This window comes from Streptomyces sp. x-19 (genome assembly GCF_046549115.1).
Lineage (GTDB): Bacteria > Actinomycetota > Actinomycetes > Streptomycetales > Streptomycetaceae > Streptomyces > Streptomyces albulus_C.
Map to the genome: position 1 here is coordinate 38,520 of NZ_JAJPWK010000034.1, position 25,301 is coordinate 63,820.

25 protein-coding genes, 2 pseudogenes and 1 CRISPR repeat array are annotated in these 25,301 nt (G+C 67.5%); of the genes and pseudogenes, 19 read left to right on the plus strand and 8 right to left on the minus strand.

Features of this window, described 5'->3' with window-relative positions:
• Positions 1-21: 21 nt before the first annotated feature.
• The 9 genes and pseudogenes from ACLJT4_RS38600 (at position 22) to ACLJT4_RS38640 (ending at position 3,484) form a co-directional block, all read left to right on the plus strand.
• Positions 22-288, plus strand: a complete 267-nt coding sequence (locus tag ACLJT4_RS38600; protein WP_411129727.1) for a hypothetical protein — start codon at positions 22-24, stop codon at positions 286-288.
• A gap of 17 nt (positions 289-305) precedes the next feature.
• Positions 306-497, plus strand: a complete 192-nt coding sequence (locus ACLJT4_RS38605) for a hypothetical protein (protein ID WP_411129728.1) — start codon at positions 306-308, stop codon at positions 495-497.
• A 197-nt stretch (positions 498-694) separates the two neighbouring features.
• The gene (locus ACLJT4_RS38610) at positions 695-967 is read left to right on the plus strand and encodes a hypothetical protein (protein WP_411129729.1); all 273 of its coding nucleotides are present in this window, start codon (positions 695-697) and stop codon (positions 965-967) included.
• Positions 964-1,284, plus strand: coding sequence for a VRR-NUC domain-containing protein (locus tag ACLJT4_RS38615; RefSeq protein WP_411129730.1), 321 nt, complete (start codon positions 964-966; stop codon positions 1,282-1,284). Before ACLJT4_RS38610 ends, ACLJT4_RS38615 begins: the two co-directional genes overlap by 4 nt.
• Before the next feature lie 156 nt (positions 1,285-1,440).
• The gene (locus ACLJT4_RS38620; RefSeq protein WP_411129731.1) at positions 1,441-1,671 is read left to right on the plus strand and encodes a hypothetical protein; all 231 of its coding nucleotides are present in this window, start codon (positions 1,441-1,443) and stop codon (positions 1,669-1,671) included.
• Entirely contained in the window at positions 1,671-1,952 is a 282-nt protein-coding gene (locus ACLJT4_RS38625; protein WP_411129732.1) for a hypothetical protein, read from the plus strand. The genes ACLJT4_RS38620 and ACLJT4_RS38625 overlap by 1 nt, the downstream gene beginning before the upstream one ends.
• A 75-nt stretch (positions 1,953-2,027) precedes the next feature.
• Positions 2,028-2,303 (plus strand): annotated as a pseudogene (locus ACLJT4_RS38630) (poly-gamma-glutamate hydrolase family protein); the annotation flags it as partial.
• Positions 2,284-2,685 carry a poly-gamma-glutamate hydrolase family protein gene (locus ACLJT4_RS38635; RefSeq protein WP_411129752.1) on the plus strand — a complete coding sequence of 134 codons (402 nt, stop codon included), beginning with the start codon at positions 2,284-2,286 and terminating at the stop codon, positions 2,683-2,685. The pseudogene ACLJT4_RS38630 and the gene ACLJT4_RS38635, both read left to right, overlap by 20 nt.
• A gap of 85 nt (positions 2,686-2,770) precedes the next feature.
• Positions 2,771-3,484 carry a DUF4328 domain-containing protein gene (locus ACLJT4_RS38640; protein WP_411129733.1) on the plus strand — a complete coding sequence of 238 codons (714 nt, stop codon included), beginning with the start codon at positions 2,771-2,773 and terminating at the stop codon, positions 3,482-3,484.
• A gap of 210 nt (positions 3,485-3,694) precedes the next feature.
• Here ACLJT4_RS38640 and ACLJT4_RS38645 read toward each other — a convergent pair whose 3' ends face one another.
• Positions 3,695-4,402, minus strand: coding sequence for a hypothetical protein (locus ACLJT4_RS38645; RefSeq protein ID WP_411129734.1), 708 nt, complete (start codon positions 4,400-4,402; stop codon positions 3,695-3,697).
• A gap of 674 nt (positions 4,403-5,076) precedes the next feature.
• Between ACLJT4_RS38645 and ACLJT4_RS38650 the strand changes: the two genes are divergently transcribed.
• Complete coding sequence (locus ACLJT4_RS38650; protein ID WP_411129735.1) at positions 5,077-5,331, plus strand: hypothetical protein; 255 nt, start codon at positions 5,077-5,079, stop codon at positions 5,329-5,331.
• Between the two features lie 154 nt (positions 5,332-5,485).
• Here the strand turns inward: ACLJT4_RS38650 and ACLJT4_RS38655 are convergent, their stop codons facing one another.
• From ACLJT4_RS38655 to ACLJT4_RS38685, 7 genes and pseudogenes are all read right to left on the minus strand, one after another.
• Positions 5,486-6,346 carry an immunity 49 family protein gene (locus ACLJT4_RS38655; protein WP_411129736.1) on the minus strand — a complete coding sequence of 287 codons (861 nt, stop codon included), beginning with the start codon at positions 6,344-6,346 and terminating at the stop codon, positions 5,486-5,488.
• Positions 6,343-9,207, minus strand: a complete 2,865-nt coding sequence (locus tag ACLJT4_RS38660; protein WP_411129737.1) for a hypothetical protein — start codon at positions 9,205-9,207, stop codon at positions 6,343-6,345. Before ACLJT4_RS38660 ends, ACLJT4_RS38655 begins: the two co-directional genes overlap by 4 nt.
• The gene (locus ACLJT4_RS38665) at positions 9,204-9,656 is read right to left on the minus strand and encodes a DUF6507 family protein (RefSeq protein ID WP_411129738.1); all 453 of its coding nucleotides are present in this window, start codon (positions 9,654-9,656) and stop codon (positions 9,204-9,206) included. Before ACLJT4_RS38665 ends, ACLJT4_RS38660 begins: the two co-directional genes overlap by 4 nt.
• A 128-nt stretch (positions 9,657-9,784) precedes the next feature.
• Positions 9,785-10,096: a pore-forming ESAT-6 family protein gene (locus ACLJT4_RS38670; RefSeq protein ID WP_411129739.1), complete on the minus strand. Its 312-nt coding sequence runs from the start codon at positions 10,094-10,096 to the stop codon at positions 9,785-9,787.
• Between the two features lie 53 nt (positions 10,097-10,149).
• A complete protein-coding gene (locus ACLJT4_RS38675; RefSeq protein WP_411129740.1) occupies positions 10,150-10,482 on the minus strand; it encodes a hypothetical protein in 333 nt (110 codons plus the stop codon).
• 143 nt (positions 10,483-10,625) lie between these two features.
• The gene (locus ACLJT4_RS38680) at positions 10,626-12,044 is read right to left on the minus strand and encodes a DUF6177 family protein (RefSeq protein WP_411129741.1); all 1,419 of its coding nucleotides are present in this window, start codon (positions 12,042-12,044) and stop codon (positions 10,626-10,628) included.
• A gap of 266 nt (positions 12,045-12,310) precedes the next feature.
• Positions 12,311-13,477 (minus strand): annotated as a pseudogene (locus ACLJT4_RS38685) (hypothetical protein).
• Between the two features lie 832 nt (positions 13,478-14,309).
• Positions 14,310-14,780: direct repeats of the CRISPR family, unit length 37 nt; unit sequence GCCGCAACCACTCCGAACGCCCGCAGGGCATGGAAAC.
• A gap of 422 nt (positions 14,781-15,202) precedes the next feature.
• Between ACLJT4_RS38685 and ACLJT4_RS38690 the strand changes: the two are divergent.
• From ACLJT4_RS38690 to ACLJT4_RS38730, 9 genes are all read left to right on the plus strand, one after another.
• Complete coding sequence (locus tag ACLJT4_RS38690; protein WP_411129742.1) at positions 15,203-17,287, plus strand: TIGR03986 family CRISPR-associated RAMP protein; 2,085 nt, start codon at positions 15,203-15,205, stop codon at positions 17,285-17,287.
• Positions 17,284-18,765, plus strand: a complete 1,482-nt coding sequence (locus tag ACLJT4_RS38695; protein ID WP_411129743.1) for a Cas10/Cmr2 second palm domain-containing protein — start codon at positions 17,284-17,286, stop codon at positions 18,763-18,765. Before ACLJT4_RS38690 ends, ACLJT4_RS38695 begins: the two co-directional genes overlap by 4 nt.
• Entirely contained in the window at positions 18,756-19,331 is a 576-nt protein-coding gene (locus ACLJT4_RS38700) for an RAMP superfamily CRISPR-associated protein (protein ID WP_411129744.1), read from the plus strand. Before ACLJT4_RS38695 ends, ACLJT4_RS38700 begins: the two co-directional genes overlap by 10 nt.
• Positions 19,324-20,691, plus strand: coding sequence for a type III-B CRISPR module-associated Cmr3 family protein (locus ACLJT4_RS38705; protein ID WP_411129745.1), 1,368 nt, complete (start codon positions 19,324-19,326; stop codon positions 20,689-20,691). Before ACLJT4_RS38700 ends, ACLJT4_RS38705 begins: the two co-directional genes overlap by 8 nt.
• The gene (locus ACLJT4_RS38710) at positions 20,688-22,115 is read left to right on the plus strand and encodes an RAMP superfamily CRISPR-associated protein (RefSeq protein WP_411129746.1); all 1,428 of its coding nucleotides are present in this window, start codon (positions 20,688-20,690) and stop codon (positions 22,113-22,115) included. Before ACLJT4_RS38705 ends, ACLJT4_RS38710 begins: the two co-directional genes overlap by 4 nt.
• Complete coding sequence (locus tag ACLJT4_RS38715) at positions 22,112-22,555, plus strand: hypothetical protein (RefSeq protein ID WP_411129747.1); 444 nt, start codon at positions 22,112-22,114, stop codon at positions 22,553-22,555. Before ACLJT4_RS38710 ends, ACLJT4_RS38715 begins: the two co-directional genes overlap by 4 nt.
• Before the next feature lie 15 nt (positions 22,556-22,570).
• The gene (locus tag ACLJT4_RS38720) at positions 22,571-23,698 is read left to right on the plus strand and encodes a hypothetical protein (protein WP_411129748.1); all 1,128 of its coding nucleotides are present in this window, start codon (positions 22,571-22,573) and stop codon (positions 23,696-23,698) included.
• 325 nt (positions 23,699-24,023) lie between these two features.
• On the plus strand, positions 24,024-24,926 hold the full coding sequence (cas6, locus tag ACLJT4_RS38725; protein ID WP_411129749.1) for a CRISPR system precrRNA processing endoribonuclease RAMP protein Cas6: 903 nt from the start codon (positions 24,024-24,026) through the stop codon (positions 24,924-24,926).
• Between the two features lie 179 nt (positions 24,927-25,105).
• The coding region (locus tag ACLJT4_RS38730; protein ID WP_411129753.1) for a transposase at positions 25,106-25,301 on the plus strand (196 nt) is incomplete at its 3' end.

Below are 25,301 nucleotides of genomic sequence, written 5' to 3' on the forward strand. Positions count from 1 at the left end.
CACTACCTAAAGGGTTCAAACATGAAGCTCGGCGACTCCCTCACCAAAGACGCGCTCCGCAAGGGCGGTCGGACCACCGCGACGATCACGCCCGAAGGTGCACTACAACTGACCATCACCCTCCCTGACGGCTCAGCACAGCACTTCGAGCACCCGAAGGGTGGCACGTGCGCCGACTGGCGGGCGACCGACTCCGAGGCCCCCGACTCGGGCTTCGCCTTCGATGAACCCATCAGCGAGGACTGGGGGCACGCCCTCACCATCGTCGCCGCCGCATTCCTCGCCTGACGAGCAAGGAGGCACCCATGGAAGGCTTCGAGAAGCACACCGGGGTCACACTGGCCGGCCCCGTACCGGCGGGCCAACTCCGCCCCTTCGGGGAAGTTCACGGCCACGCCACGGACCCCATCACCGGCAGAGAGCTGGTGATGGTCCTATGGCTCGGCACCCGCAAGCCCCTCCCCTATGAACCGGACGAGCTCGCGCACCTCGACTAGACAATAGGTGAGTACACATCTCGTGTTAGGGTCTTAGTGATGTCAAGCCCTGGCACGGTTCGACATCATCCACGCCTCCGGGCGGGCAGCGACCCCCCGCGCCCCGCCCGCCCGGACCGGCTCGTCCGATACGAGCCACCCCTCCGGCCGGGACCCGCCTCCCCCAGCGGGTCCCGGCCATCCCATGGAGAAACGACATGCCTGCCACCACCAACGACAGCCCGACGCCCGTGAACCATGACGATGCCCTCCATCAGGCCCTCATCCACGAGCGATACGGGCGCCCTCTCCACGAAATCCTGTGGGAGGAAACCAAGCTCCCCCTGCCTAAACTCCTCAAGGAACGCGGCCGGCGCCCCCAACGCCCAACAGTGGCCGCCAGTCACACCCCGCAGCCGGACCCGAACGCCGCCATGCACCGCGCTGCACTCCTGGAAGCCATCACCCCCAGGCGCCGGAGAGCGACGTGACCGAGGAGCAGTTCCGCAGGCACGTCCGCAAGATCGCCGCCCTCCGTGGCTGGACTCTGGCCTACCACACCCACAACTCGCGTCGCAGTGACCCTGGTTGGCCGGACGAGGTCTACGGGCACCCCACAGCCAAACGCATCCTCTTCGTCGAGCTGAAGTCCGACACCGGCCGCATCCGCCCCGCACAACGCACATGGCTCAAGCACCTGGCCGCATGCGGCCTCGAAGCTGCCCTGTGGCGCCCCAAAGACCTCGACCACATCGTCAACGTCCTCGCCCCAGACGGACCCCGCGCCCAACTCCCCCACAACCTCTAGGAAGGACACCACCCGCCATGCACGAACAGACCAGCCCCCCGAAGGAAATCCCGCCGATCCCCGGAGCCATCTGGTGCAAGTCCTGCGACAGCTGGTTCAACCCCATCACCAACACATGCCGCTGCAACAACCACTGAACACGCCGAGGCCCACACCATGAACCACCCTGCTCGCGCCAACCACCCCACCCCAACGTGCCCCCCACCGGGAGCAACAGGCCGCGAGCAGAACCCCCTCCCCGCGGGCAGCAGCCTCGAACAGGCCCTTGCTTCCATCGTCACTTTGGCCAACGGCCTGTGCGAGCACCTCGCCGACAACCAATGGCGCGCCGCCGCCCGGATCCGGGAACTCGCCGAAACCACCATGCCAACCGTCCGAGGCCACTGATGCACGCACTCTTCCAGCCCCTGCCTGCCCCCAACCGGGACCAGGCCGCCCACGACACCGCTGAAGCCCTCCGGGACCGCCCCGGCCAGTGGGCGCGCATCGAAACCCTCGGCAACCCCAACCGGGCCGCCAACCTCGCTTACCGGATCCGCACCGGCAGACACACAGCGTTCCAGCCTGCCGGCGCGTTCGAAGCCACCGCGCGAAGCTCCGACGACGGCACCGCCTCCGTCTACGCCCGGTACACCGAAACAGCCAGCGAGACCCGTAATACCCACTAACTCAGTACCAGTTCACTCAGGAAGCCGGGCCAGCCAACACCGCTGGTCCGGCCTGCCATACCCAACGCAACAACTATGAAGACCAGTTACTCGACCATCGCATCCCGCGCAGGAGCGGCCGATACGTACTGCAGCTTCCAAGAGCTGGCCGGCAGCGAGCCCGAAGGGGCCAACTGGTCAAGGGAACTCCAGCGCACCGCCGAGTCCGATCTCGCCCACCTTGCGATTCAAGGGGGCAGTATCGAGCCCGGCAGCACGGAAGCGACATGCGCCGCCTGCGGTTCCCGCCACAACTACTACTCCTTCACCGGCACCAAGAAGGCTGCCAACCATCACTTGCACATCACCTCAACGAACTTCGACGAACCCCAAATGCCTCGATCTACAGGCCAACATGGTGCGCACGGTGTCCTGGCACGGATTCCACGGCACCGAGAAGGTCACCGAGATCGGCGGCCTCGACGAGGACTTCTGGTTCTGGATGGAGGTCTCGTTGCAGCACGCGGGGTTCGCAGCCATCGACGCCGCTCCGGCCCGGGCCGGGCGCAGCCCGGAAAACGTCACCAACCGCAACCTTGCCGGCCGCGGCGTCCAACTGGAGTTGTCGACCGCTCAACGCGCGGCGTTCTTCCGCAACGGTGACCTGAGCGCAGGCAACCGCACCAACACGACCGACGAGTTCCACCGCTACGTCGAGGCCATCCAGGTCGCCTGTCGGCGACTGCTCGCCTAGCTCGTCATTCCCGCTCAGCGCGCACAGAGTGCGCAAAGGGTATGTTTGTCCGCTGCACACACAGATGTGCGTTTATGCAGGCTATTTGGAGTATTCCGCCGTGTCGCATCACCCCGTCGGCATCCAGCCCGACGGCCCCGTTCTCCGTTCCGCCAAGGGCCTGGCAACGGCCATCACCGCCCTGCTGCTCGCCTTCATCGCCATCGACCTTTTCTCGCTGTTCGCGGGCCTCAACATGCACGCGCTCATGGGCAGGCTCATGTCCGACGGCTTCGAGAACGTGTACTTCAGCGATGCCGCCTTGGCGGACGCCCTTTCCATGGCGGCCGGAGCCCTCCAGGTCCTCGGGGTCCTCGCCACCGGCACCGTCTTCCTGATCTGGTTCTACCGAGTACGTGCCAACGCTGAAGTCCTCACACCAGGCACATGCACCATGGGCAAGGGGTGGGCCATCGGCTCCTGGTTCATCCCCGTCGGCAACTACTGGCTGCCATTCCGCATCGCCCGGCAGACCTGGGACGCCAGCTTCCAAGGCGCTCCTGAGGGCTCCCGGCGCCCGCGCGCGATCCTGTTCGCCTGGTGGTTCACCTGGGTCGCATCAGACGCGCTCGGCGTCGCTGGAGCGCGGCTCCACTCCAAGGTCGAGAGTCCTGAGTCGCTCCAGATCGCCACGCGCATCGAGATGGTCTCCGACGCAATCAACATCGCCGCAGCCGTCCTTGCGATTCTTGTCGTACGGAAACTGACGCACAGGCAGCAGGCGCGTCATCAGCACAATCCTGCTGCCATGGCGCGCTGAAGCACAGCCGAGCTCAAAGCGGGACGGCGATCCACACGCCCCGCCCACACCCAGCGGACGCCCCGAGATTTCGGGCCGTCCGCTGTTCTCGATCAATCACGGGAGCGTGACGGTCCTCTGATCGAGCAAGGCCATCTACTGGCCAAGCAGTCGTTGCCGGCCAGAAGTCGCAGAAGGAACTCCTGTGGGCAGCGTCGGCCCCGCTCCGGTTCAGCCCCGGTCTGCCGGTGACAGCCTCCGCGGGTCAGTGTTCGGCGCGATTCTCGTGCTGGCTACGAGCAGGTCCCGCTGCTCGGGCTGCGGTGTGTCCACATCGGCGAGGCCCAGGAACCGCAGGCTCTCCTCTACCGACTGAGTCGCGAGGTCAGCGAGCCTAAAGCCTTTGTCGCCTTCGTCGTCGGGCAGAGCCTGGTAACGCAGTGCGTAGCGGACTCGGGATGCTTCCAGCTTCGGGTCGTCGGTGCAGTGGCCTGTGGGGCAGACGAACAGGGCCAGGGGCCCGTCCAGGGCCACGCTGCCGCCAGCGGTGGCCCTGCATGTCCCGCATTGGACCGGAAGCGAGGCGTCTGGCGAGACGACCCGCACCCATCCAGTGACTGGGATCGTTACCGGCCCGGCCGGCGGCGAGACCTCGGGCAGGGAGGCGACATCGGTCGCATTCATCTGGGTCAGGTACTTCGCAAGCCGTGCTGCCGAGTGCCTCAGGGGCGACGGGCCGGGCTCCATGTCGGCCATCGGCTCCCCGCTCGGCTCCCACTGGTAGGTCAGGTCGCTCCAGACCTGTCCTAGAGGGGTGTATCCCCGGACGCTGGAGTACATCCCGGTCGCGTCCACCACGACCTTCACCCGCTCGCGCAGTTCCCGCGGCTCCTCACCCTCGGGGGTATCGAGCGCACCACGGAGGACATCAACCGGCACATCTTCGGCGGCTTCTCGGCGCTACTCCGCCAGAGCGTGGAGAACCATCGCCAGACACCGCAGGTCCGTCACATCGCAGTTGGAGCCCCAACTCGGCCGAAGAAGTTGCGCGGCACGCAGCACGGCTCCTGGCCACCGCTCGGGCACCTCGACCGGCAGCAGGTACGCCACCGCATCGTCCAGTATCGGTTCAAGCCGTTTCGGCCATCGTCGAGATGCGCCGCTCATGAAGTTGCTCCTGCCACTATCGAGTCTGTCGCTGACGAGGCTTTCCTCGCACTGCATACGGCGTCAAGAGGTTGAGGGTCGAGCGAACGGCTACCCGAGACGTCTACGCGATCACCGAGGGCTCCAGCCGCTTGTGACCGAAGCTCCCGTTGCAGTCCAGGCCACCCCGTTCCACCTCCGCTCACTGCACATGCTGTGGCACAAGGCCCCGGAGCCGAATCAGGCTGGCATCACGGCCTACGCGAAGGCCGGGTTCCGCCCAGCAGTACGCCGCCCGCAGTCAGTATTCTGGCTCGCGGCGGAAGATCCTTCGCCGACCAGGAGGATCAGGTCGTCGACGAGCGGCGCGTTCTGCCTATGACCGCGGCCAACTGCCCCGGCTGGGCGATTATTTGAGACGCGAGCTAGCGGTCTCAGGAGAACCGTCGTCAACATATGCTGTCTACATGGGGATTGGGCTCGCGCTGGCATACATAGTCATTGGTGTCGTTCTACTTGTCGACTGCGGCGGATTCATCCGGCGCTGGTGTGCGCGAGTACAGCACAAGGCAGCTGAGCGGCATCGAAACATGCTGTGGCGAAACGGCCGCATGGAAACGCCGTACGTACCAACACTCAACGCGCGCCCGGGCTGCCTGCGCGCCATGGGAGTCCCGCTCGTGATTCTGGGCGGTCTGCTGCTCCTTTTGAAACTGGCGTAGGCCGGCGAGCCAGCTGGCACCACATCAGCGGCACGCTTCGAAGCAGATCCGAGACTTCGATCCCCGCAAGTGCCGGATTGATGGACTTTCCGCAATATCGAGCGCATCAGGCCCTAGCCCACCGTGCCGGGCACCCTTCACCGTGCCAGGTGTCTCACGTGGGGAACTCGCCGAGCCAACCGCGCTGCAGGAGGTGCTTGGGCAGGTACTCCGACTCGACCTCGACCGGGATCCCCCCGTCGTAGGCAAGGCAGGCGATGGCGAGCGGGCCCAGAGCGATACGGCCATCGGGGTCCGCCGTGCGGTCCTCGTCTGCAGTCCAGTACGCCTTGTGCAGCTCCAGCGCCTCCAGCAATGCCTGGTTGAAGCCCTGCTCATCTTTGGTGACGAAGCGGTGGAAGAGGTTGATTGGCGGGTAGAGCACGGCCTGCAGCAGATCCCTGGGAGTGACCGAAACCGCATCCGGGTGCGACGTCTCAATCGCGGCGATGAGCTTGTCCACCAGCCCCGGCCGCTGCAACCAGTACGTCTGCAGGACGTCCACCCAGTGGTAGATGTACTCGTCGTAGGCGCCCTCAGGCGAACGGAGGCGGTCGAGCGGGATCTCGCACAGCTCCGTCATTCGCTTCTGGTCCCGGCAGACGACCGCCAGCCAGAATGACGTCAGCCAGTTACCCGCGTCAGCGAACGAACTCGGGCCGAGCGCAGGGATATTGCGCAGCTCCCGGTTGATACGGCACTGGATGGTGCCTTCACTCACACCTGCCGCGGCGAACAGCGCCGAGCCCAGCTGCATCGCGTTGACAACCGCCTCCCATGTCTCCAGCTCCGCTGCTCGGGGATCTACGGTGCAGCGGGCCTGCAGGTGCAAAAGAGCGGTATTGAACGTGGAGTAGATCATATCCGAGGACTCTTCGAGTTCACCGATGTCCTCGATCAGGTCCTGGCCCAGCTCCTCTGCCCACTCCGCGGCGTTGGGTCCTGGCGTGCCATGCCGGTCAACAGTGACGGTCACGGAAGACTCCTTTTGGTGATGTCGAATCGCCGGTACTGGTAGCCAGTATATATCCCGGAATTCTTCTCTCCCTTGACAACAACATACTCCAGCTTGCCCGACTTGAGTGCCTTTTCGAGATTTCGCGCGAGACGCCTTTCCTCTACATTATGCTCGCCGCGCTTTTTCATTTCTCGAATGATGTCGAGGAAATATTCCTGGGATCCCTGGGACACACGCTTTCCGTTGGGCAGATTTCGAGCACCCAGCTTCGTGTCCACACTGCTCTTGGCCTCGACGACGACGTACCCGCCGTCCTTACGCTTCCAGACCTGGTCGAACTGGTCATTTCCGTTCGCAGGGCCGTCGAGTGGTTGACGAACAGCGCCCTCGTGATGCTCGGCGATGTAGTGGTGCTCGGCCACGGCTTCACCGAAGGCTTCAGTCTCCTTGCCCATCGCGGTGTGGGCTTCCTTGTAGAGCCCCTTGTTCTCTCCCCAGAGCCCGCCGGTCTCGAAGGTTCCGTGCGTTTCGTGAGACAGGGCGGCATCCTTCTTCAAGGACTCCGCGATTTTGTCCCACTCGATAGCGAAGTGACGGTTCCGTGCGGATTCTGCCAGCTTCTGGCGCCTACCGCTGTCCGTGACTGTGTCCGCGCTCTCCTTCAGGTAATGGGGGTCGAGGAAGTGGGGCTTGGGAGGCTCGGGAGTGTCCTTGACACGGACCAACGGGCCATCATCCAACAGCCGGGTCAGCTGAGGCGGAGTGAACCCGCTCTCGTCCGTGAGTTCCAGGTTCTTACGGTCGCCGAGGTGGTCGCCGCCCTTGTAGTAGTCCTTGAAGTACCCGGGTTCATGGTTGGCACGGTAGACCTGGATCTCCTCGATCTGCTCCCGGGTGAGGGAACCACGCGGACCGTACGGGTTGTCGCCCTCGCGCATGAAGCTGGGACGCGGCACTGGATCACGTTGTGGCGGGGTCGTGCCGTCGTGTGCGCCCGGAGACTCAGGATGGGCGGAGCTGTCGGCGAGGTCGTGTCCGCCCCCAGCGCCTACCGGGCCATCGCCCTGATGCGGGATAGACAGGCCGTGGCCGGAGCCGTGACCGCGGCTGCCGGTGGCGCCGGTTTCAGCGGTGTGGCCGGCGCCGCTCGTGGAGTTGTCTATTCCGCCGGCGCCCGACGTGTGGGGGGTGCTCCCGCCACCGCCCGGAGTGTGGCTATTCGTGGGCACGTTGTTGCCCGCGTCGCCACCCGGGGCACCGTGGTCGCCGGCGCGCCCCATAGGGGTGTTATCTCCCGGTCCGGTGCCGCCGTGGCCTGCGTTGTTGCCCGTGCGGGCCGGGTCGGATATGTCTGAGCCGACGCGTGTGATGTCGTCGCCGCGTCCGCCGACGCCGGCCAGGGCAGGCTGCTCCTGGTGGGCCGGGGTCTCGGTCCGCGGGTTGTCCGCGCCCGTGGTAGGTGTGGTGGTCTGTCCCTTGGGGGCGTCTTCGGCGCGCTGGAAGAGGCTGCCGTCCTGGTTGTAGAGGTCGCCTCTGCCGCTCATGTACTTCCCGGTGGCCGGGTCCTTCACCGTGTTCGGCGGGAGGTCGACCGTTCCTTCGGGCAGCTTGATTCTGCCGTCCGGGAGTTTGTTCGCGCCTTCTGGGATGGCGGCGTCCTTGGGCAGCTGGATCGTGCCGTCCGGCAGCTTGGTGGCGCCTTCGGGCAGGCTGTAGGCGCCTTCGGAGATCTTCGGGACCTGGAAGTGGCCGGCGTTCTTGAGGTGGGCGATCAAGTCGCCGATCTTGGATAGGCCGGCGCCTGCGCCCTTGAAGACGTAGGTCATCGGGTCGATGACCTCGCCCACCTTTGCGGCGACGGCCAGGGCCCTGGTGGCTGCGGCGGCCTTGCCCGCGCCTTCCACGGCAGCGCCGCCGCCTCGGGTGATGAGCGCGGTCACGACGTTGAAGGTGACCGCGCCAGCGGCCCGGGAGCCGTTGGATTCCCACTGGTCCCAGGCCACGAACGCCTTGCCGGACTCCAGCATCGCGGTGCGCGAGTCCCGGAACCAGGAAGGGAGCATGCGCCCCGGCGTCATCACGTAAATGGGGGCCAGGAAGGGCATGGTGGTGATGAGCGCAGTGGTGGTGGTGAGCTTGGCCAGGCCGGTCCATGCCCCTTTGGCGGCGTCCCAGCCGTCGAGGCCGACCAGGGTGCCCAGACCCTTGATGACTCCCCCCACGCCGTCGATGATGACGCCCTTGCCGAAATCGCCAACGTGGACCCAGACCTTCCACCAGGGAGCGGATTCCTCAACCGCGTCGCCCCAGGGCAGGCTCTTGGACTGTTTGAGGGTTTCGGCGTCGTAGCCGTAGCCGTTCTTGTGGGAGGCGTCGATGGCGTGGAGTGCCTTGCCTCCGACCAGGCCGACGATCTTGGCGTGGCAGTCGCGTTCGGCCGCCTGGAACGCGGCCCACACCTCGGCGATCTTGTTGCGGCGAGCCAGGTTCTCGTCGGTCAGGTCGCCATCTTCACGCCAGTCGTCGTCGCTGGAGTCGACTTTATGGCGGAAGGCGGCGGCGTCCTGTTTGAGCTGCTGGAGCTGCTTGACCAGCGGGCGGATCTCGCGGGCGTATGTCCCCAGGGCGCCGGCGATGACGCGCGCGTCGTGGCCGACCTCGCGGGCCTTGTCAGCCACGGGTTTGGTGACGCCGAACAGCTGCTCCGCCTCGGGCGCCTTGTAGAAGGCGGACAGGCCGCCGAAGGACTTGTGGACGTCCGAGCCGGCAGTCTCGATCTTGGGGCCGCCATGGGACAGCGCCTTCACCTTGGTTTCGAGAAGGTCCAGATCGCCGGTGAAGACCGGTACCTCGGCCGGGTCGACCGGTGCATCGCTCATCTCTGCTTCCCCCCGAAGTCCTTGAGCGCATCCAGCTGCACGTTCCGAGCGGCGCTCTGGGCGTTCTTCGCCGCCTCCAGGTCTCCCTGGACGTACTCATTGGTGGCTTTGGCCGCGCCCAGGACGCCGGCCTGGCAACGATCGGCCATCGCCTCGAAGTCCTTGCTGCGGCCAGCTGAGTACGCGACCAGTGCCGTGGCTACCGGCCCCGATGACGTCTGCGACAACACCGACGCGCCCGTCGGTCCCTTCAGCGTGGGTCCCGGCATCACGGGCCCGTGCGGCAGCGTGGCTGCCTGCGAGCCCGGCACAGCCGTACCCGCCGCCCCAGCTGCCTCCCGCAGGTCCGCAAGCAGCGTGCTGAGGGCGTCACCCAGATCTGCGGCATGTGTGCCGACGACCTTCAACTGGCCCTGCACTCCCTGCGGCTGAATGTCCCACGACGCCATGAACGCCCGCATTCCTCTCTACTGCACCATCACCGCCACCACGCCCCGCGGCGGCGCCGCCTCCTGCGGCCAGCAACGCGTTGGCGCACTGCGGGGGATCACTCCTCCCGCTGATGCGCCGGGGTGGTTCAGCCGATGTTGTCGACCGCACTCTTCGCACGAGCGAGCGTCTGGTGCGCGGTGGCGTCGTTCTTCTCCAGCGTGGTCTTGAGCAGGTGGATGATGTTCTTGACCTCCTGCGAGGCGCGGTTCCAGCGCAGTTCCTTGCCGTGGTACTCCTCGGCGACACCGTCGGCCGTGAAGTCCGCCATCGCCTGCTTCACCTGCGCGTCACGCGCTGCGATCACCTGCTCCAGGCGCGCGATCACCGCCTGGACGTTGCCCTGTGCTTCCGCCGATGCGCCCGAGTCATACGAGCGACGGTCCATACCAGCAGCCACCACAATCCTCCCCGTCGAAGCCTGGTCTGAGTACTTCCGCAGTAAGCGGGCTGTCAGCGGCCCGAGAAGCGGGCGGCGTCGAAGTTCGCCGCCGACATCTGAGACCGGGCGTTGTCGGCCTGCTCCTGGACACCGGTGCTGAAGGCCGACTCCATGCCCGACTGGCCGCCCACCATCGCGGCCAGCGCACTGTTCAGTTCCGCGGTGATCTCGTCCGCGTGCGACTTGAACGAGTCGAAGGCCACCTTGCCTGCGCCGTTGAACTTGCCCTCCAACGGCTGGGCTGCCTGGACGAGCTGGCGGATCAACGTCCCCAGTTCCGTGCTCGATCCCTGCGACTGCGACCTCAAGGTCGAGAGCGTCTGCGCTCCCATGTCGAACTTCATCGGGCTCCCCCGCGGACTTGACGATCGTATGTGCGGACATGCCTATCAACAGGGTTGTCATTGCTGCAATCCGTAAACACCATGCTATGGCGAAGGTGTGACAACGGCTCAGCCCCGATAGACGACCGCACTGCTCCAGGCCCTCACTCGCCCTTGAGATGCCGCATCAGGCGCTCGAAGTCCTGCCAGCCCGACAGGTCAGAGGGGTCTCCCGGCAACGGGTAGTACATCGCAGGGCGGGCCTTCGGACCGAGGGAGACCGGCGGCTGGGACAGCGGGGTGCGCCGGGCACGGTCGTCGGGCATCTGGCGGACCTCCTCCGCACCGAGCACGAAAGCAACCGGGACGCCCGGGCCCTCGAAGCGGGGCGGCACCGCCAGGTCGCGGCGGGCTTTGCGGAGCTGAACTAGCATCGATTGCAGGTGGTGCCGGGTGGCGAGCAGCTCCGCCACCGTGGGCAAGGTGTCCACCGGCGGCTCCTCGTCGGGGCCGTAGCCGAACATCAGCGTGACGTCTTCCTCCACACCCGCCTTCGTACGACTGACACGGACCGTGGCCAGGCCCGGTCGGTCCGGGCTGCCGACCACCACGCCCCAGGTCGGCTCCGGCGCCCGCTCACGCGCAAGGTCGGTGATCTGCCGTGGTGACCAGGGAAGGTTGGCTGGTTCCGCGGTTCCCCACCCGGCCGGGGGCGCGCCGGTCAGTTCGCGCCATATCGCCTCCAGCGCGCCGCCGAGCACCAGGCCCTCGGTGGCGGGGTGGACGGTGCGGAACGTGATGGCCAGCTGGCGCTCGCCGGTAATCGTGGCCTCCTGGTAGGTGGCGGCCACCGGGGTGCGCGGGTCTTCAGCGATCGCCTCGGCCGAGGGTACGGGGGCGAACATGCCGTCCTGCCAGCGCAGTACGGCTCCGGTCAGCCCGTCGTAGTAGTCATCGCGCTCGTCGCGCACGACCCAGCGGGAGGGCCAGTTGCTAAGGCTGTCACGTGCGGCCGGGGAGAGCGTGGTTCCCGGCGGGGTGACGACCTGGAGGCCGAGCTCTGCACTGGCGGCGGTCCGGAAGGCGTCGGAGAGCCAGGCGGTCATGGCGACCACCGGACGGTCCTGGATGACCACGGCGACCTTGTCGGTGAGAACGTCGACGGCAGGCTGCGCGGCGGCCGGCTCGGGCGCCACACTCACGCCCTCGGTCTTGACCACGGCCACGGAACGGGCGGCCTCGGGGGGCCAGGCGGAGCCGTCGGCCAAAGCGGCCAGCCGGGCCGCGAAGGTCCCCGCGAGCTGCTCGGCCTCTTCGACACCGGTGGTGGCGCGGGCCTCGGTCCACCAGTACGGAACCGGCGGCGCGGTGGCGCCCAGCAGCCGCTCCGCCTCACCCGGGACCTGCACGAGCAGCGGTGCCTCGACGGAGACCAGCGGCCGGCCCTCACCGTCACACAGCCGCACCACGGCGCCCTCACTGGTCGTGTCCACGAGCTTGTCGGGACCTCCGGAGATCAGGCCGGCGAGCATAGCTCCCGGGGCTGGCATGCGCGGGGTGAGGGCGATGACGTCCTTGGTCATGTCGTCGTCCGGTCCTTCATGTTCGTGGCAGGGACGCCATACGTCTCGTGGCTCGCGTGCGGGGGAGCTCGCCAGTGTGTCACGACGTTTGGCAAGTTCATCCTGACCCCTTGCAGCACGCCCTCCAGGTCGGGGAAGGGCGGGACTATACCCAAGGGCCGGCATGTTGAGGCCCGTTCGCCAACCGGGGCCGATTCCCGATGTTCCATGTTGGCCGAAGGACATCGGCTCCCGAGAAGGGTTTCTTCGCCCGTGGCCGTGTAGTGCTAAGGACGGGTGGTGGCCTGGTCGGAGGCCGCGGAGTCGGCGGTTTCCGTGCGGCCCGCGGCTACCCGCAGGGTCACGGCAGCCGCGACTCCCGCCACCAGGCGGCAGGTCAGGGCAACCGGGACGCCCTGACCAATGCTGGCAGACAGACGCAGCAGCTCCCAGTGCAAGCTCGCCCCATCCATCACCATCCGCAGCAGCTGGCTGGCCAGCAGCCCAAGGACAGTCGCGCACACTGCGCCAGCCGCCATCGCCGGGACAGTGGCGCGGGTGAGCAGTCCGGGCATCCGCCGCAGTGCCCACCACACCACCGCGAGCAGCAGCGCGTCGGCGGCGCGGTACAGGAGCCAGTCGCCGAGCGGCGTGGTGCCCCCAGGGCCGGACCAGCCGCCGAGCAGCAGCCACTGGCGCAGGAGGTCGCCCGGCTCGGCGAACCACCCTGATGTTCGGGGAGATCTGCTGGAGGGCGGCGGCCACCGACTGGTACGAGAGGACCACCAGGGACAGTGCGACCATCGCGGTCCCGGCGGTGGCAGCCAGGCGGGAGGCGCGCGCCGGGATGGTCTCCTGCGGCAGCTGCCCAGCGTCCTTGGCAGTGACGCGCGCTGCGAGCACGGTCACCGCCGCCGCGACCAGCGCGGCACCCACCAGGACCTGCCTCCCGGAGGCGATCACGTTCGACAGCTGGGGCAGGAAGCGGTAACTGCCGTGCCCTTGCGAGGCGATCAGCCACGGCGCGGAGACGGTCGCTGCCAGGGTCCCGGCTACCAGGCCCCAGGCCCACAGCGCGAGCACTGCGGCGGGCACCCGGCCGCGCACCGGGGGCAGTCTGCGCACCAGGAGCAGCGCCCCGAGCACGAAGAGGGCGAAGACCGCGCCGAACCGGATCTGCATCGCCGTGGTGTACAGCGCGAGGTGGCTGGCACTGCCGAGTCCGGCCGTGTCCCCGATCCCGCCGGACACCGCGGCGCCGGGCTGAATCGAGCCCGGAGGGTCATACGGCCAAGGGGTGAGCCAACTCTGGAGCTCGGCGGCGGCCTGGCCTCCGATCACGTCGGTGGTGCCCAGCAGGTACAGCGCGTTCGCACTCGCCCCGCCCACCACAACAGCGCCGTGAATAACAGCCCTCCGGCCAGTGCCAGTATCGCCGCGCGCCGATACGTCATCTGCTGCCCCCGCATTGGTCGTGTATCCCGTAATATCCCCCGACCATGGGAAGTTACGGGACATTGGCCACAGGCGGATCACGGCCGTACGCAGGCTCGTCCGGGCGACGGGGGCAATGGCGCCAGCTGGAAGCCGAGGGCGGCTGGGAAGTCGGCTGCACTGGCACTACACGGGGAGCCGACGAAATACGGCTTCCAGGGTGACGGAATGCGAGCTGATTCAGCTGTCGATCCTCAGATTCGGATCGAGTAGTGTCCCGTCGGGGCGAACCTTGAGTGCGCCTCAACGGAGTCTGACGTCCTTTGGGGGGCATCACGATCTTCCTGCTCCTGCCCCGATTTTCCTGTTCTCGCAGGTCAGAGGGACGCAGTTAGTCGTTCACATTCGAGGGATTCCCCGTCTTTCCTGGTCCTTCGGTCCAGTGCGCGTCCACTACGGGTCCACGCGGGCCGTTCCACAACCGGCATTGTGATCCGCCGACGACATCAGTGCAGGCTGAGGCGCAGACCAACGAGGGATTTGAACTGGCAAGCAGCGGAGCACCTTACCGGCAACAAGAGCCCCGCCCTCTTCGCCCAGGGTGGAGCCGTACAGCTTCTTTCGTGTTCAGCCACCTGATCAGAGCGTACATTGCGGTTGCTCCGAACTGGGCCGTGGGCGCTGCCCGTTCAAACAAGTCGCACGATGACCTCGACCTCGCACTTCGGAACCCCAAGGACACGCAAGACACGCCAGTCACGCCGAAGGAAAATGTCGCCTTTGAGTGCTATCGCCCACGGGTTCTTAAAATCAGATCTTGCCATCAACCGCTAGACTCGCAGCTCACGCACCGCCGCAACCACTCCGAACGCCCGCAGGGCATGGAAACTCCGTCACGATCACCAACACCGTCTTGTCGGGGTAGCCGCAACCACTCCGAACGCCCGCAGGGCATGGAAACCGATTCAGTGCGGTGGAGCGCAGCACGCAGGTCAGGGCCGCAACCACTCCGAACGCCCGCAGGGCATGGAAACCCCAGATCTTGACGCCGTCAGCCACGTGCTGCTCGCCGCAACCACTCCGAACGCCCGCAGGGCATGGAAACACCGTGGTGTGCGGCATACCCAGTGCCTCGTAGACGCGCCGCAACCACTCCGAACGCCCTCAGGGCATGGAAACTCGGTGCGTGGCCTGGACGCTGGTCGCAACAGTCGCCGCAACAAATCCGAACGCCCGCAGGGCATGGAAACCCCAGCGTCTCCAGGTAGTCCGCGTATTCGTCCCAGGCCGCAACGACTCTCAACGCCCGAAGGGCGTGGAACCTCGTGGTCGATGGTCTTGAATCTTCAACCGGTGGAGGCCGCAACGGCTTCGAGAGTCGATAGTCGTGGGAGACCTCTCGATGCATGCCAGCTCGCGGGGGGGAGGTCGTGTCGGCGCGGCGCCGGGCCGTTGACTGAAGTCGCTGAAACCACGCGGAACTTCCGTGCCGCTGGCGCCTGCGCCGAGTACTGCAGCAGTTCGTGGCGGGCTCGGCTCAGGAGGGCCCGCCCGCCTGTCAGAAGGCTGCCCAAACAGCGAGCATACGTGCGTGTTCTGACTGTCGTCGGTGTGTCACGGCGGAGCTCGGTGGGCCAACTCTGCTGGCACTTTGACCAGTTCAGCTTGCGGGGCAGTATGGATCTCGGGTAGCAAGTGTCCTTCGCGGTTCGACGGTGGTTCGCCGATTCGGGGGAGGGGCGAGTGTGTCCGAGGGCAAGAGGGTGACACGGGAGGAGTTCGTCAATCCGTACACTTTCGTACAGCTGCCGAAAGGAGAGCCGGACGCTGGCTGGCGTGCGGCGCCTGCTGGGCACGGTCGGCTTGCGGAAGGGCGCTACTCGGGGGTTCTTGAGGTCGAGTTGACGGCCCGCAGCCCGCTGCTGCTGCGCAATGTTTACGCCGGTGACGATGGGGTCTTCCCCAGGCGGTCCATATCCGGCTTCGAGGGTCCTGTGCCGTATCTGCCGGGGTCCTCACTTGCGGGCGCGGTGCGGTCGTTGCACGAGACGCTGGCGGGCGGCTGCCTGCGGATCTTCAGCGACAACTTCCGTCCGGGGTACCGCGATCAGGTACAGAAGCGCCCGCCGGGCTGGCGGCTGGCCCGGGTTGATGAGGTCGACGAGAACGGTAGGCCGCTGCGGATGCAGCTGTGCTCGCAGCCTCCGGTGTGGGTGGAGTCCGCAGCTCTGCACAGCGCACTGGGCGATGCGGACAGCCTTCGGACTGGTGCGCGGGTGACGCTGTTGAGCCGCGGCACGGAGGTACTTGAGCGTGAGCAGTTGGAGGACCCGAACCTGGTCCGTGCTCACGGGAATTGGGTCGTGTTGCTCACCGATGCGCAAACCCGGCGCAAGAGTCGCAAGAATCCGGCCGGCGGGGCGAAGCTGCGGGGCCGCTACTTCTGCGCCACCGGCGAGCTTGAGGACACGGTCCGCGGGGTGGTGTTTCCAGAAGGTGTCTGGGAGGGCTTTCTCGATGCAGTCGACGACACCAAGGACATGCGGGAGTTTCGGCAGAAGCCAGGTCGGGAGGATGACAAGCCTCACTGGGTGGACGTGCTGCACCCCCGGGACAAAGGGCTTCTTGGCAGGCGGATCGCGGCTCGCCGGAGGGTGTATCCGGACCAGGTCGTGTGGGTGCTGCCCGAGGTCGGGGGCGAGACGCTGCTGACGGTGAGGGATATCGCGTTGTCGGTGGTGTGGCGGCATGTGGGAGGCGTGGACAAGGCTGGGCGGAGGGTTCCCGAGCATGCGCTGGCCTGCACGGATTCGCGGCACCTGTGTCCGAGTTGTCGGGTCTTCGGTTCGGCGGACACCGAGGGGGACGGTGGGAAGGGGCGAGCGGAGCAGACTGCCTACCGTGGTCATGTCCGCTTTGGTGATGCCGTCCCCCGTGAGGCGTATGCGACGAAGCAGGAGTGGTTGCCGCCCATGGGTGCTCCGAAGCCGGGTGCGGGCCAGTTCTACCTGAACCGCGACCAGGGCTCGGAGGAGAAGACGGCGGTTGAGCAGCATGCTCAGCCGTTGCGCGAGTGGGGGTCTGAGGGGGATGGCAAGGGGCCGCGTGGGCTGCGTGGTCGTAAGCAGTACTGGCTGACGGGCACGCCCGGCGAGCGCCCGTACTTCCGTGCCAGTGCGGCCAAGCCGACGGTTTTTCACGAGGATGTGCACGAGCCGGGGAATCAGATGCTCACCCAGGGCCAGTCCGTGCGAGCCGGCTCGGTGTTCACGGCACGGGTCCACTTCGAGAACCTCAGCGACGCCGACCTCGGCGGGCTGCTGTGCGCGCTGGATCCGGCCCTGCTCCTGCGCAGCTACGACGGTGAGGCTCCCCAGGGCGAGGGGCCGGAGTACGGCTGGGCCGTGGGTGGCGGACGCCCGCTGGGTTTTGGAACCGTGACGTCGCGGGTTTGCGTGGTCTGGCTGGATGATGCGTCGAGCCGTTATCTCGGTGAGGTGACTCCGTCGCTCGATGTTGAGGAGGCCGTGGCCGCGTTCCGTCGGACGGCGTCCAGGGAGCTGAAGGACGTCTGGAAGCGGCAGCTGACGAAAGTGCTGCGGTTGGACTGGGCCGCACCGCATCGGGTTTGGTATCCGCCGGCTGGATGGTTGCCAGAGCAGGGCGATCCTCTGGACCCGAAGGTGCTGTCGCCGTCCTTCACTTTCTGGAAGGAGACGGCGGGCGGCCGGGCGAAGGACGCTCGATTCCCTTACCGGCAGTTGCCCTCTTCTGCCTCCCCTCGGCCGGAGATGACGGTTATCCCGCAGCGTGAGGAGGAGGGGCGGTGAGCGAGGGGTATGTGTATGTCGACTTCGGCGCTGTGCGGATCCAGCAGTATCTGACCCGTACTCCGGGGCTGCGTGGGCATCGTGCGGCGAGCAATAGCCTGGCCCGGGCTACGGCTGACGCGGCAATTCAGGAGGTGGTTGAGGGCCTGGCGGAGGTCAATCCGGAGGCCGGCAAGGCGGATGGCGTCGTGAGCCTTCGCTTTCCCATGGAGGCCGGAGACGAGCGTGAAGGGCGGGTTCGGCGACTGCAGGACCTCGTCTTCGCCCACCTGCGCAAGGCGTTACCCGGTGCCGAATTCCACTCGATATGGGGCGCGGGAGAGTCGTATCTCGCTGTTCACGCGCGCATTCTGCAGCCCAAGGTGCGTCACGGGCAGGTGCGGCACGATCTGCCGCCGGCTGCGGAGTTCCCGCTGGCTGTGCCGTGCCGGATGTGTCACACCGATCCGGCGGTGGGGGTGGAGCCGTTGCCGGATGGTTCGCAGATGCTGTGTTTGGACTGTTCGATGCGGAATGTGACCCGTCGGCAGACTGTGGCGGATGATCGCAGTCCTGAGGGGCGTCTGTTGCGGGGCATTGGGCTGGCGCCCGCGCCGGACGAATTCACCGATCTGGCCGCGCTGGGCAGCAAGGCTTCGGGGCGCAATCACCTGGCGACGGTCGCAGTGGACGGCAATGCGTTCGGCGTGTTCTTCAAGGCACTGGCCGACGAGGGCAGCCGGGATGAGGAGCTGCGGACGGCGAAGACGGAGATCTCCTGTGCCCTGTCGGATGCTACGCGTGCGGCGTTGGAAACGGCGACGCTGGAGCTGCCCCTGACGGTGGAGCGTGAGCAGTTGTGCGTCGTGCCGCACGTGGTCGGCGGTGACGATGTGCTGGTGAGCCTTCCTGCCGACCAGGCGTGGTGGTTCACGCTGACGTTTCTGGAGGAGTTCGGGCGCCTGGTCCGCGAGGCGACGGCCGAGGTGTTGGACAAGCTGAACAAGTTGCGCGCTGGCCAGCCGGGGCTGCCCGAGCTGGAGCCTCCGACCGCTTCGGCCGGAGTCGTCTTCGCCCACGTCAGACACCCGCTGAATCTGTTGGCCGAGTCGGCGGGGCAGCGGTTGTCGGAGGCGAAGCGGGTGTTCGGCGGACGGCAGGCGTCGGTGCAGTGGCTGGACCTGACCGCCGATGGCCCAGAGGCGCCCGCGCACCTGCCGCTGGCCCTGTCGGTGCTGCGTTCTGAGGGACGCGGGCAGACTCCTGCGGCCGTGGCGCTGTCGCGGCTGGTGAAGGTGCCGGCCAGTCACCGCGCCCGCCTCACGGAGGCGTTGCGCGGCGGCGGTCCGCTCACGGCGGCGGCCATCGCCGACCGCGTGGGCCACCTCGACGCGATCCGTCCCTTCATTCCCCCGTCCCCCCGGCACGATCAGCCGCCCGCGGCCGGGATCGGGCTGGGTGCGGCTCTTGGACTCGCCCGGTGGTGGCCATGCGCGTGACGCTCACTTTCCACGGCCCGTTCCGGATCGCGACCGGCATGGGCCGACCCGGCATCGACGACACCGTAGACCCATGCAACTTGCTGCCTGCCTCGTCTCTCAAGGGCCTGATGCGGGATTCAGCCGAGCAGCTTCTGCCTGGTCTCCCGCGCCTGGTGGAGGCGGTCTTCGGTGGCCCGCACTGCCCGACCGCCTGGGGGTGGGAGGCAGCGCGCTTCCCAGACGAGCCCGTGGTGGTCACGCGGGCGCGGGTGTCGCTGGATGAGGACTCCGGCGCCGCGAAACGCGACCACCTGCTGTTCGGGGAGGAAGTGTGGGCGCGCACCGCCGAGTTCACCGTCACTCAGTACGGGCCGCTGCCCGAGATCGACGGCCCGCCCTTGGACCGGGAGGGGCATCTGGCGGTCTTGGCCTGTGCTGCGGCTGGCGTGCACAGCCTGGGCGCGGTCCGGCGCCGCGGGCTGGGCTGGGCCCAGTGCACGCCTGAGGAGCCGGGCGTGGACGAGGCACTGATCACGCGCTTCACGGCACTCGCCGAGCAGTGGAGGAACCACCGGCATGCTTGAGATTCAGGTGACCGCCCACCAGCCGTTGGCCCTTGGCATCCGCCCCGTGGGCACCGCGCCGGCGCCCACCCGCCTCTACATCCCTGGCTCGGTCCTGCGCGGCGCGCTCGCCGCCGCATGGATAGCCGACTACGGCCTGCCCACCAAGGTCCCGGCCGACCAACGCCGTGAGTTCATTGCCCTGTTCGAGGGCGACGTCTCCTACGGGCCACTCTTTGCGACCGGGTCGCAGGTTGTGCCCCTGTCGGTGCTGCGCTGCAAGTACCGAACCTGCGTCACCGTTGTCGACGAAGCCTTCAACAATACCGAGGGCGAGCCGAGGTGTGCGTGTGGGCCGCTTGTACCTGGGCGGGGCGAGGTCGAGTTCACCAAGTCCGCGGCACGTGGGCTGGTCACGCAGAGCACCCACCTGCAGATCGACGACGCCCGTGGGGTCGCCGAAGAGAGCCTGCTGTTCACGCGCCGCGCTCTGACTCATCGTGACGCCGAGGGTGCCGAACGCACCTTCCACGGCTGTATCACCCCCGGCAGCGAACTGCCCGATCGTGCTGCGGGGTGGCTGGCTGGTGCCCGGCGACTGCGCTTGGGCGGGCGTCGCGGCACCTCCGGAGCCGTCACCTATACACCCCGCCCCGCAGTCGCCGTCCCGCCTGCGACAGGCCGCAGGGTCGCGCTACGCCTGACCGCACCCACGATCCTCACCGACCCCAGCGGCCTTCCCCTCGACCTCGCTGACCACCAGTCGGTCCAGGCGGCGCTCGACGATGAACTCGCACCGCTACTCGGCGGTGCCCGCGTCATCGCCGTTGAGCGGGTATGGGCGCGGCGGGAGCGGGTCGGCGGCTGGCATGCGGCCTCCCGCCTGCCCAAACCGGTCGAACTGGCCATCAGCGCCGGCTCCGTGCTCGTCCTTGGCTTCGGCCAGCCCCCCGACCCCGACGGGCTCGTCACCTTGATGGGGCGGGGCATCGGCCTGCGGCGCAACGAGGGCTTCGGTGCCCTGGAGACCGCCACCACCGCCTGGGAGCAGCCCCTCGAACCGGCAGCATCCACTGCCACGGACCAGGACCAGGACCAGGCGCCGGATGCCGAGGCATACGCGCACCGGCTCTTCGACACCGGCCACGGCGCGTGGTTCATCGACAATCTGCGCCCGTACGTCCAGGAGCTCGCCGCGCGCCCCGACGCCCGCCATATCGGGCTTCTGGAGCGTCCTCGGTTACGGCGGCTGGCACCGGACGAACGGGAGGTCCTCACCACCATGCTGCTGTATGCGCCCGTGGAGGTCCTCGATCACACACTGGGCATCCTCGCCGTACTGGTCCGCGGGCTGATGGAGAAGGAAACGTTGAGGCCATGAGTGTCATCCACCTCCTCCAAGCTGAACTGGAGCTCACTGGCCCCGGTGCGGTCGCCGCGCCGGAAGCCCATACCGTCGGTTCCGTCCTGCATCCCGATCTGCCGCTGGCCCGCGACGGCTGGGGAAAGCCGTACGTGCCCGGCACTTCCCTGGCCGGGTCGCTGCGCCAGCAGGCCCCGAAGGACCGGCGGCGTGCCCTGTTCGGCGACGTCTTCAAAGACGCCGATGCGAACGATCGGAACGGCCGGGAGGCGACCACCGCGATCGCCTCCCCCGTCCGTGTCCTTGGCACCCGGCTTACCGTGCCTGAGCCTTCCTCGATGCGACGCCTCCGTACGGCCGTCGACCGGCACCGCGCAGCCGCGAAAGCCACCACCTTGCACAGCCGCGAGCTTCTCCCGCCCGGCACCGAACTGACCCTCTGGCTCCGGATCGACACCGAGACCACCACATCCCCCGTGGTCGACGAGGTCATCGAGCTGCTGGGGAGGTGGCGGCCGAGGATCGGCGGCGGACGCACCACCGGCTACGGCCGCGCCGAACTGATCACCGTCCGGCACCGCATCATCGACCTGTCCACCCCTGACGGCCTGCGCCACTGGCTCACCGTCGGCGGCCCCGGTCTCGTGGACGACCAAGCCGCCCTCGTCTACGAGCGCGCGCAGCAAGCCGGCGGGGCCCCGGATGAGCCGTATCTGTTCGGCAGGGCCTTGGAGTTCCGGATATCCGATGCCCTCCACGTCGGCAGTGGCACCTTCGCCGAGCGTCCTGGCCGCCGTACTGACATCGCTCAGATCCTGCGTGATCACGAGGACAGCCCGGTCGTCCCCGGCAGCACGTGGAAGGGCATTCTGCGCGCCCGCGTCGAGTTCATTCTGCGGTCTGTCGGCATCGGTGACGTGTGCGTGTCCGTCAGGGACGATGCGTCGGGCAGCTGCGGCGCCTGCGTGGTCTGTGAAGCCTTCGGCTGGACCGAACCCCCCGGTACCGCAGCCAGCGACGGGGAGCCGTCGCAGACAGTCGGCGCCCGCGGACGCTTCCTGTTCGCCGACTCCCCCATCCGCGACGGCAGCGTGCGGGTACGCAACCACGTAGCCATCGACCGGGTCTTCGGCGGCGCCCGCGACCAGGCTCTCTACGCAGAGGAAGTCGTCGAAGACGGTCACCTGGCCCTGCACCTCCGCCACGACGGGGCAGTTCCGGACGTGCTGCGCGCCGCTCTGGTCCTGGCCTTGGCCGATCTGGCGGACGGGACGATCGGTGTCGGAGGCGGCACCACCCGCGGCTATGGCACCCTCGCCGCGCAGCCCGCGACGAGCGACTGGCTAACCGCCGAACGCGCAACTGCCCTGCAGACGCTGCGGGCTAGCCGCTCGGACTGGCCCCCTGCTCCCGCCCCGTCCACCGAGGAGGTTCCGGCATGACAACCGCCCCGACCGCCCAGCCCCGCCACACGGCGCAGCCCGTCCTCGCCCGTCTGGAACGCCTCGGCCGCCTCGACTGGGCCCAGGCACGCTCCCTGCTGACAGGCACGACCTGCGCCTGGGCCGACCTGGAAGGTTTCCACGTCATCGGAGCGGACCGGCTGCCCGAGACACCCCCACAGTCCACGCACGTGTGGGCCTGGGACAGCAGCCGCTGCCTGCGCCTACGGATCGACGGCAGCCAGGCCCTGACTGCCGCCCTCCATCCGGGTCAGGACGGTGAGGACCAAGTCCGTGTCCAAGTCCGGCCCGGCTTCCCCTGGGCCCGGGACGACAAGCAGGTTGGGCCTCTGCCGACCGAAGCGCACGCCTTGGACTTTGAACTCCTGGAACTCCCCGGCCCCACACCGGCCACCTTCGTCCGCGCCACAGCGCACTGAAGCAGGAGGACACACATGCATACCCGCTGGTACCGGCAGCTGTGGGTCTTCCTCCGCTCCCGCGAAGGCTTCGGCGCCCTGCTCATCGCGGCCTTCTCGGCCATCGCTCTTGGCATCGTCCCCAACATGCTCCAGAAACTGTGGGACTCCGGCTGGTTCTACCTCGCTGTCTTCCTGGTAGCCACCGTGACGGTCGTCCTCGGCTGGATCCTTCACCGGGAACGCGGAGTCGGCGTGATCATCCAGATGTTCCCGCTACTGCCCACCGAGACCGGCCGCCTCGAAGCTCTCCTGGCAGCCTCGGCAAAAAACCACAGCAGCACCCTATTCATCCGACCCACACTGCTGCAGCCTGCCGGCGAGCTCCTCGCACCGCCCGCGCGCGCGGACCTCGTCGCCAACCTCATCGACGCCCGCGTTGCCGAGCAAACACGCAACGGCCGAGAGGGAAACGTCACCATCTACCCGCTCGCCCAGATGCGCGACGGCTTCCTCCTGGGGCAGCGCCTCGCCGACGACCGCGCCAAGACCTTCACCGTCATGCACGTATCAGCCACCCGGAACACCGTCCTTCCGTCCGTGAAACTCGCCACCCACCTCGCGAGCCCCCTCACCCCAGAGCAACAGGCCCTCCTCAACAACTGCCTGAAGCAGCCCGACGCGCCAGTCGCCCCCATCGCACACCCCAACTGCCCACCCGAGCACCGGCATCGCCTCGCCTTCATCGTCCGCCTGAGCCGCGGGGACACCATGACCGCCGACGCCCGCCACGTCGCCGAAACCGGCCACGTCCGCCTGCCCAGCGGACGCCACACCGGCTACGTCTTCGCCCCCGAGCACCCCGAAACTCCGACGACCCCCTGCGGCGCCCACTTCATCGTCGAAGCCTCAACGGACTACCTGCCCGAGACACAGCAGACATTCGAATCCATCGCCACGCACCTCTACCGCACCTGGACCGTCGCCCGCGACGAATGGCAAGCCGAATCCGGCAGCCCTGACATCGAAACCCGTCTGTTCCTCATGGCCCCCTTGCCGATCACCATGGCCCTGGGCTGGCTCATGTCACGGACGAACGCGGACGTCGCCCACCACGACTTCCGCATCGCACGACAGTCCACGCCCATCAGCGAGGCCCCATGACCACCACCACACGTCAGATGAACCTGACCCCGCCTGCCCTCCGCCCCCTGTCCGCCAACAGCAGGACGCGGTACGAACCCCCGACCGCACCCGTACCCGCACCCCGTCGCGCAACACTCCAGGCAGCGAACCCTCTCGCTCTCGGCGCCCAGCACACGGCCATACCCCCGGTCCGCACCGGCTACGACAAGGTCACTGGCCTACCCTCACCACAATCCGACCCCAAGACTGTGGTCGGCCTCCTCGTCCTCGACCTTCTACCGGTGCGCACCGGATCATCCCACCGCCCCCAGGGCGCCTCCAGCCGCTCCAGGGATGTGGCCTGATGCCCACCCGCTGGCAGCTCCTGCTGCGCCCCATCGATCCCACCCGCACAACCCATGTCCCGCCCGCGCAACTCCACGGCCTGGCTTGCAACCTCTTCGAAGGAGCCGCAGACGACCACCGCAGCCAGACGAAGCCCTTCTCCGTCACTCCCCTCGTTCTAGCCCCGCACGCCCCCGGTCACGCCACTCTCGCCCTCAGCTGGCTCAGCGACAAGGCCACCCCTCCCCTCGACAAACTGCGGGGAAGCCAAGTGCGCCTCGGCGCCCAGTCCTTCACCGTTGAGGACGTTCAAACAGCGAGCGCCCCATACGCCGCCCTACATGCACTCCCGACAACCCGCCGGATCACACTGAACTTCCTCTCCGTCACCTACTTCACGCGCAGCGGGCGCTGGATCCCCCTCCCCGACCCCGAACTCCTCTACGCCGGCCTCGCCCGCCGCTGGAACGCCTTCGCCCCCCAATCTCTCCCCGACCCTCTGATCACAGCCCTCCTCACCACGGTGCGCCTCACCGCCCACGAACTCCGCAGCACCCCCGCCCACCTGGGCGCAGCCTCCCGCACCGGCTTCACCGGCCACGCCACCTTCACCCTCCCCCACACCGCACCCGCCGACGTCGCCTCAGCCTTCACATCCCTCTCCGCCTTCGCCGAAGCCGCCGGCATCGGCGCCCAAACCACCCACGGCCTGGGCTGGACCACCACAACACTCCACCACCAGCGGCAGCCGAAAGACCAGAGCCCAACACCCGTTCCGAGACATGGGGCACCCGCCACGGGTCAGCCTCGAAGATCGGTGGTCAGATCGGACCGAGGAGGCGAAGAACCAACCGGATCTGCGAACAAGGCATACGGTCCCGCGAACTCCCACCCAAGGCCCCTCCACACCGGCCAGGCGTGACACCTGACATACCGTAGGTCGCCAAGATCCAAGGCGGGGTGGTGAACCGGCACTCCGCCCGCTTCTGAACCTCAAGCACACGCGCGACACACCAGTCGCACCGAAGGGAAATGTCTTAGAGGTCCTAACAGAAGTGGTTGATCATGTGACTGTTGGCGTATCTGCTCGTTGGTCTGGTCGTGGGAAAGCGTCAGTCGCGGCCGTGGATCGTGTCGGATGAACTATGGGCGTTGGTGGAGCCGTTGCTGCCCAGGCCGGGGCCGAAGCTGGTTGAGGGACGGCCGAGGGTGCCAGACCGGCGAGCATTGTGCGGGATCTTGTTCGTGCTGCACACGGGTATCCAGTGGGAGTACCTGCCGCAGGAACTGGGCTTCG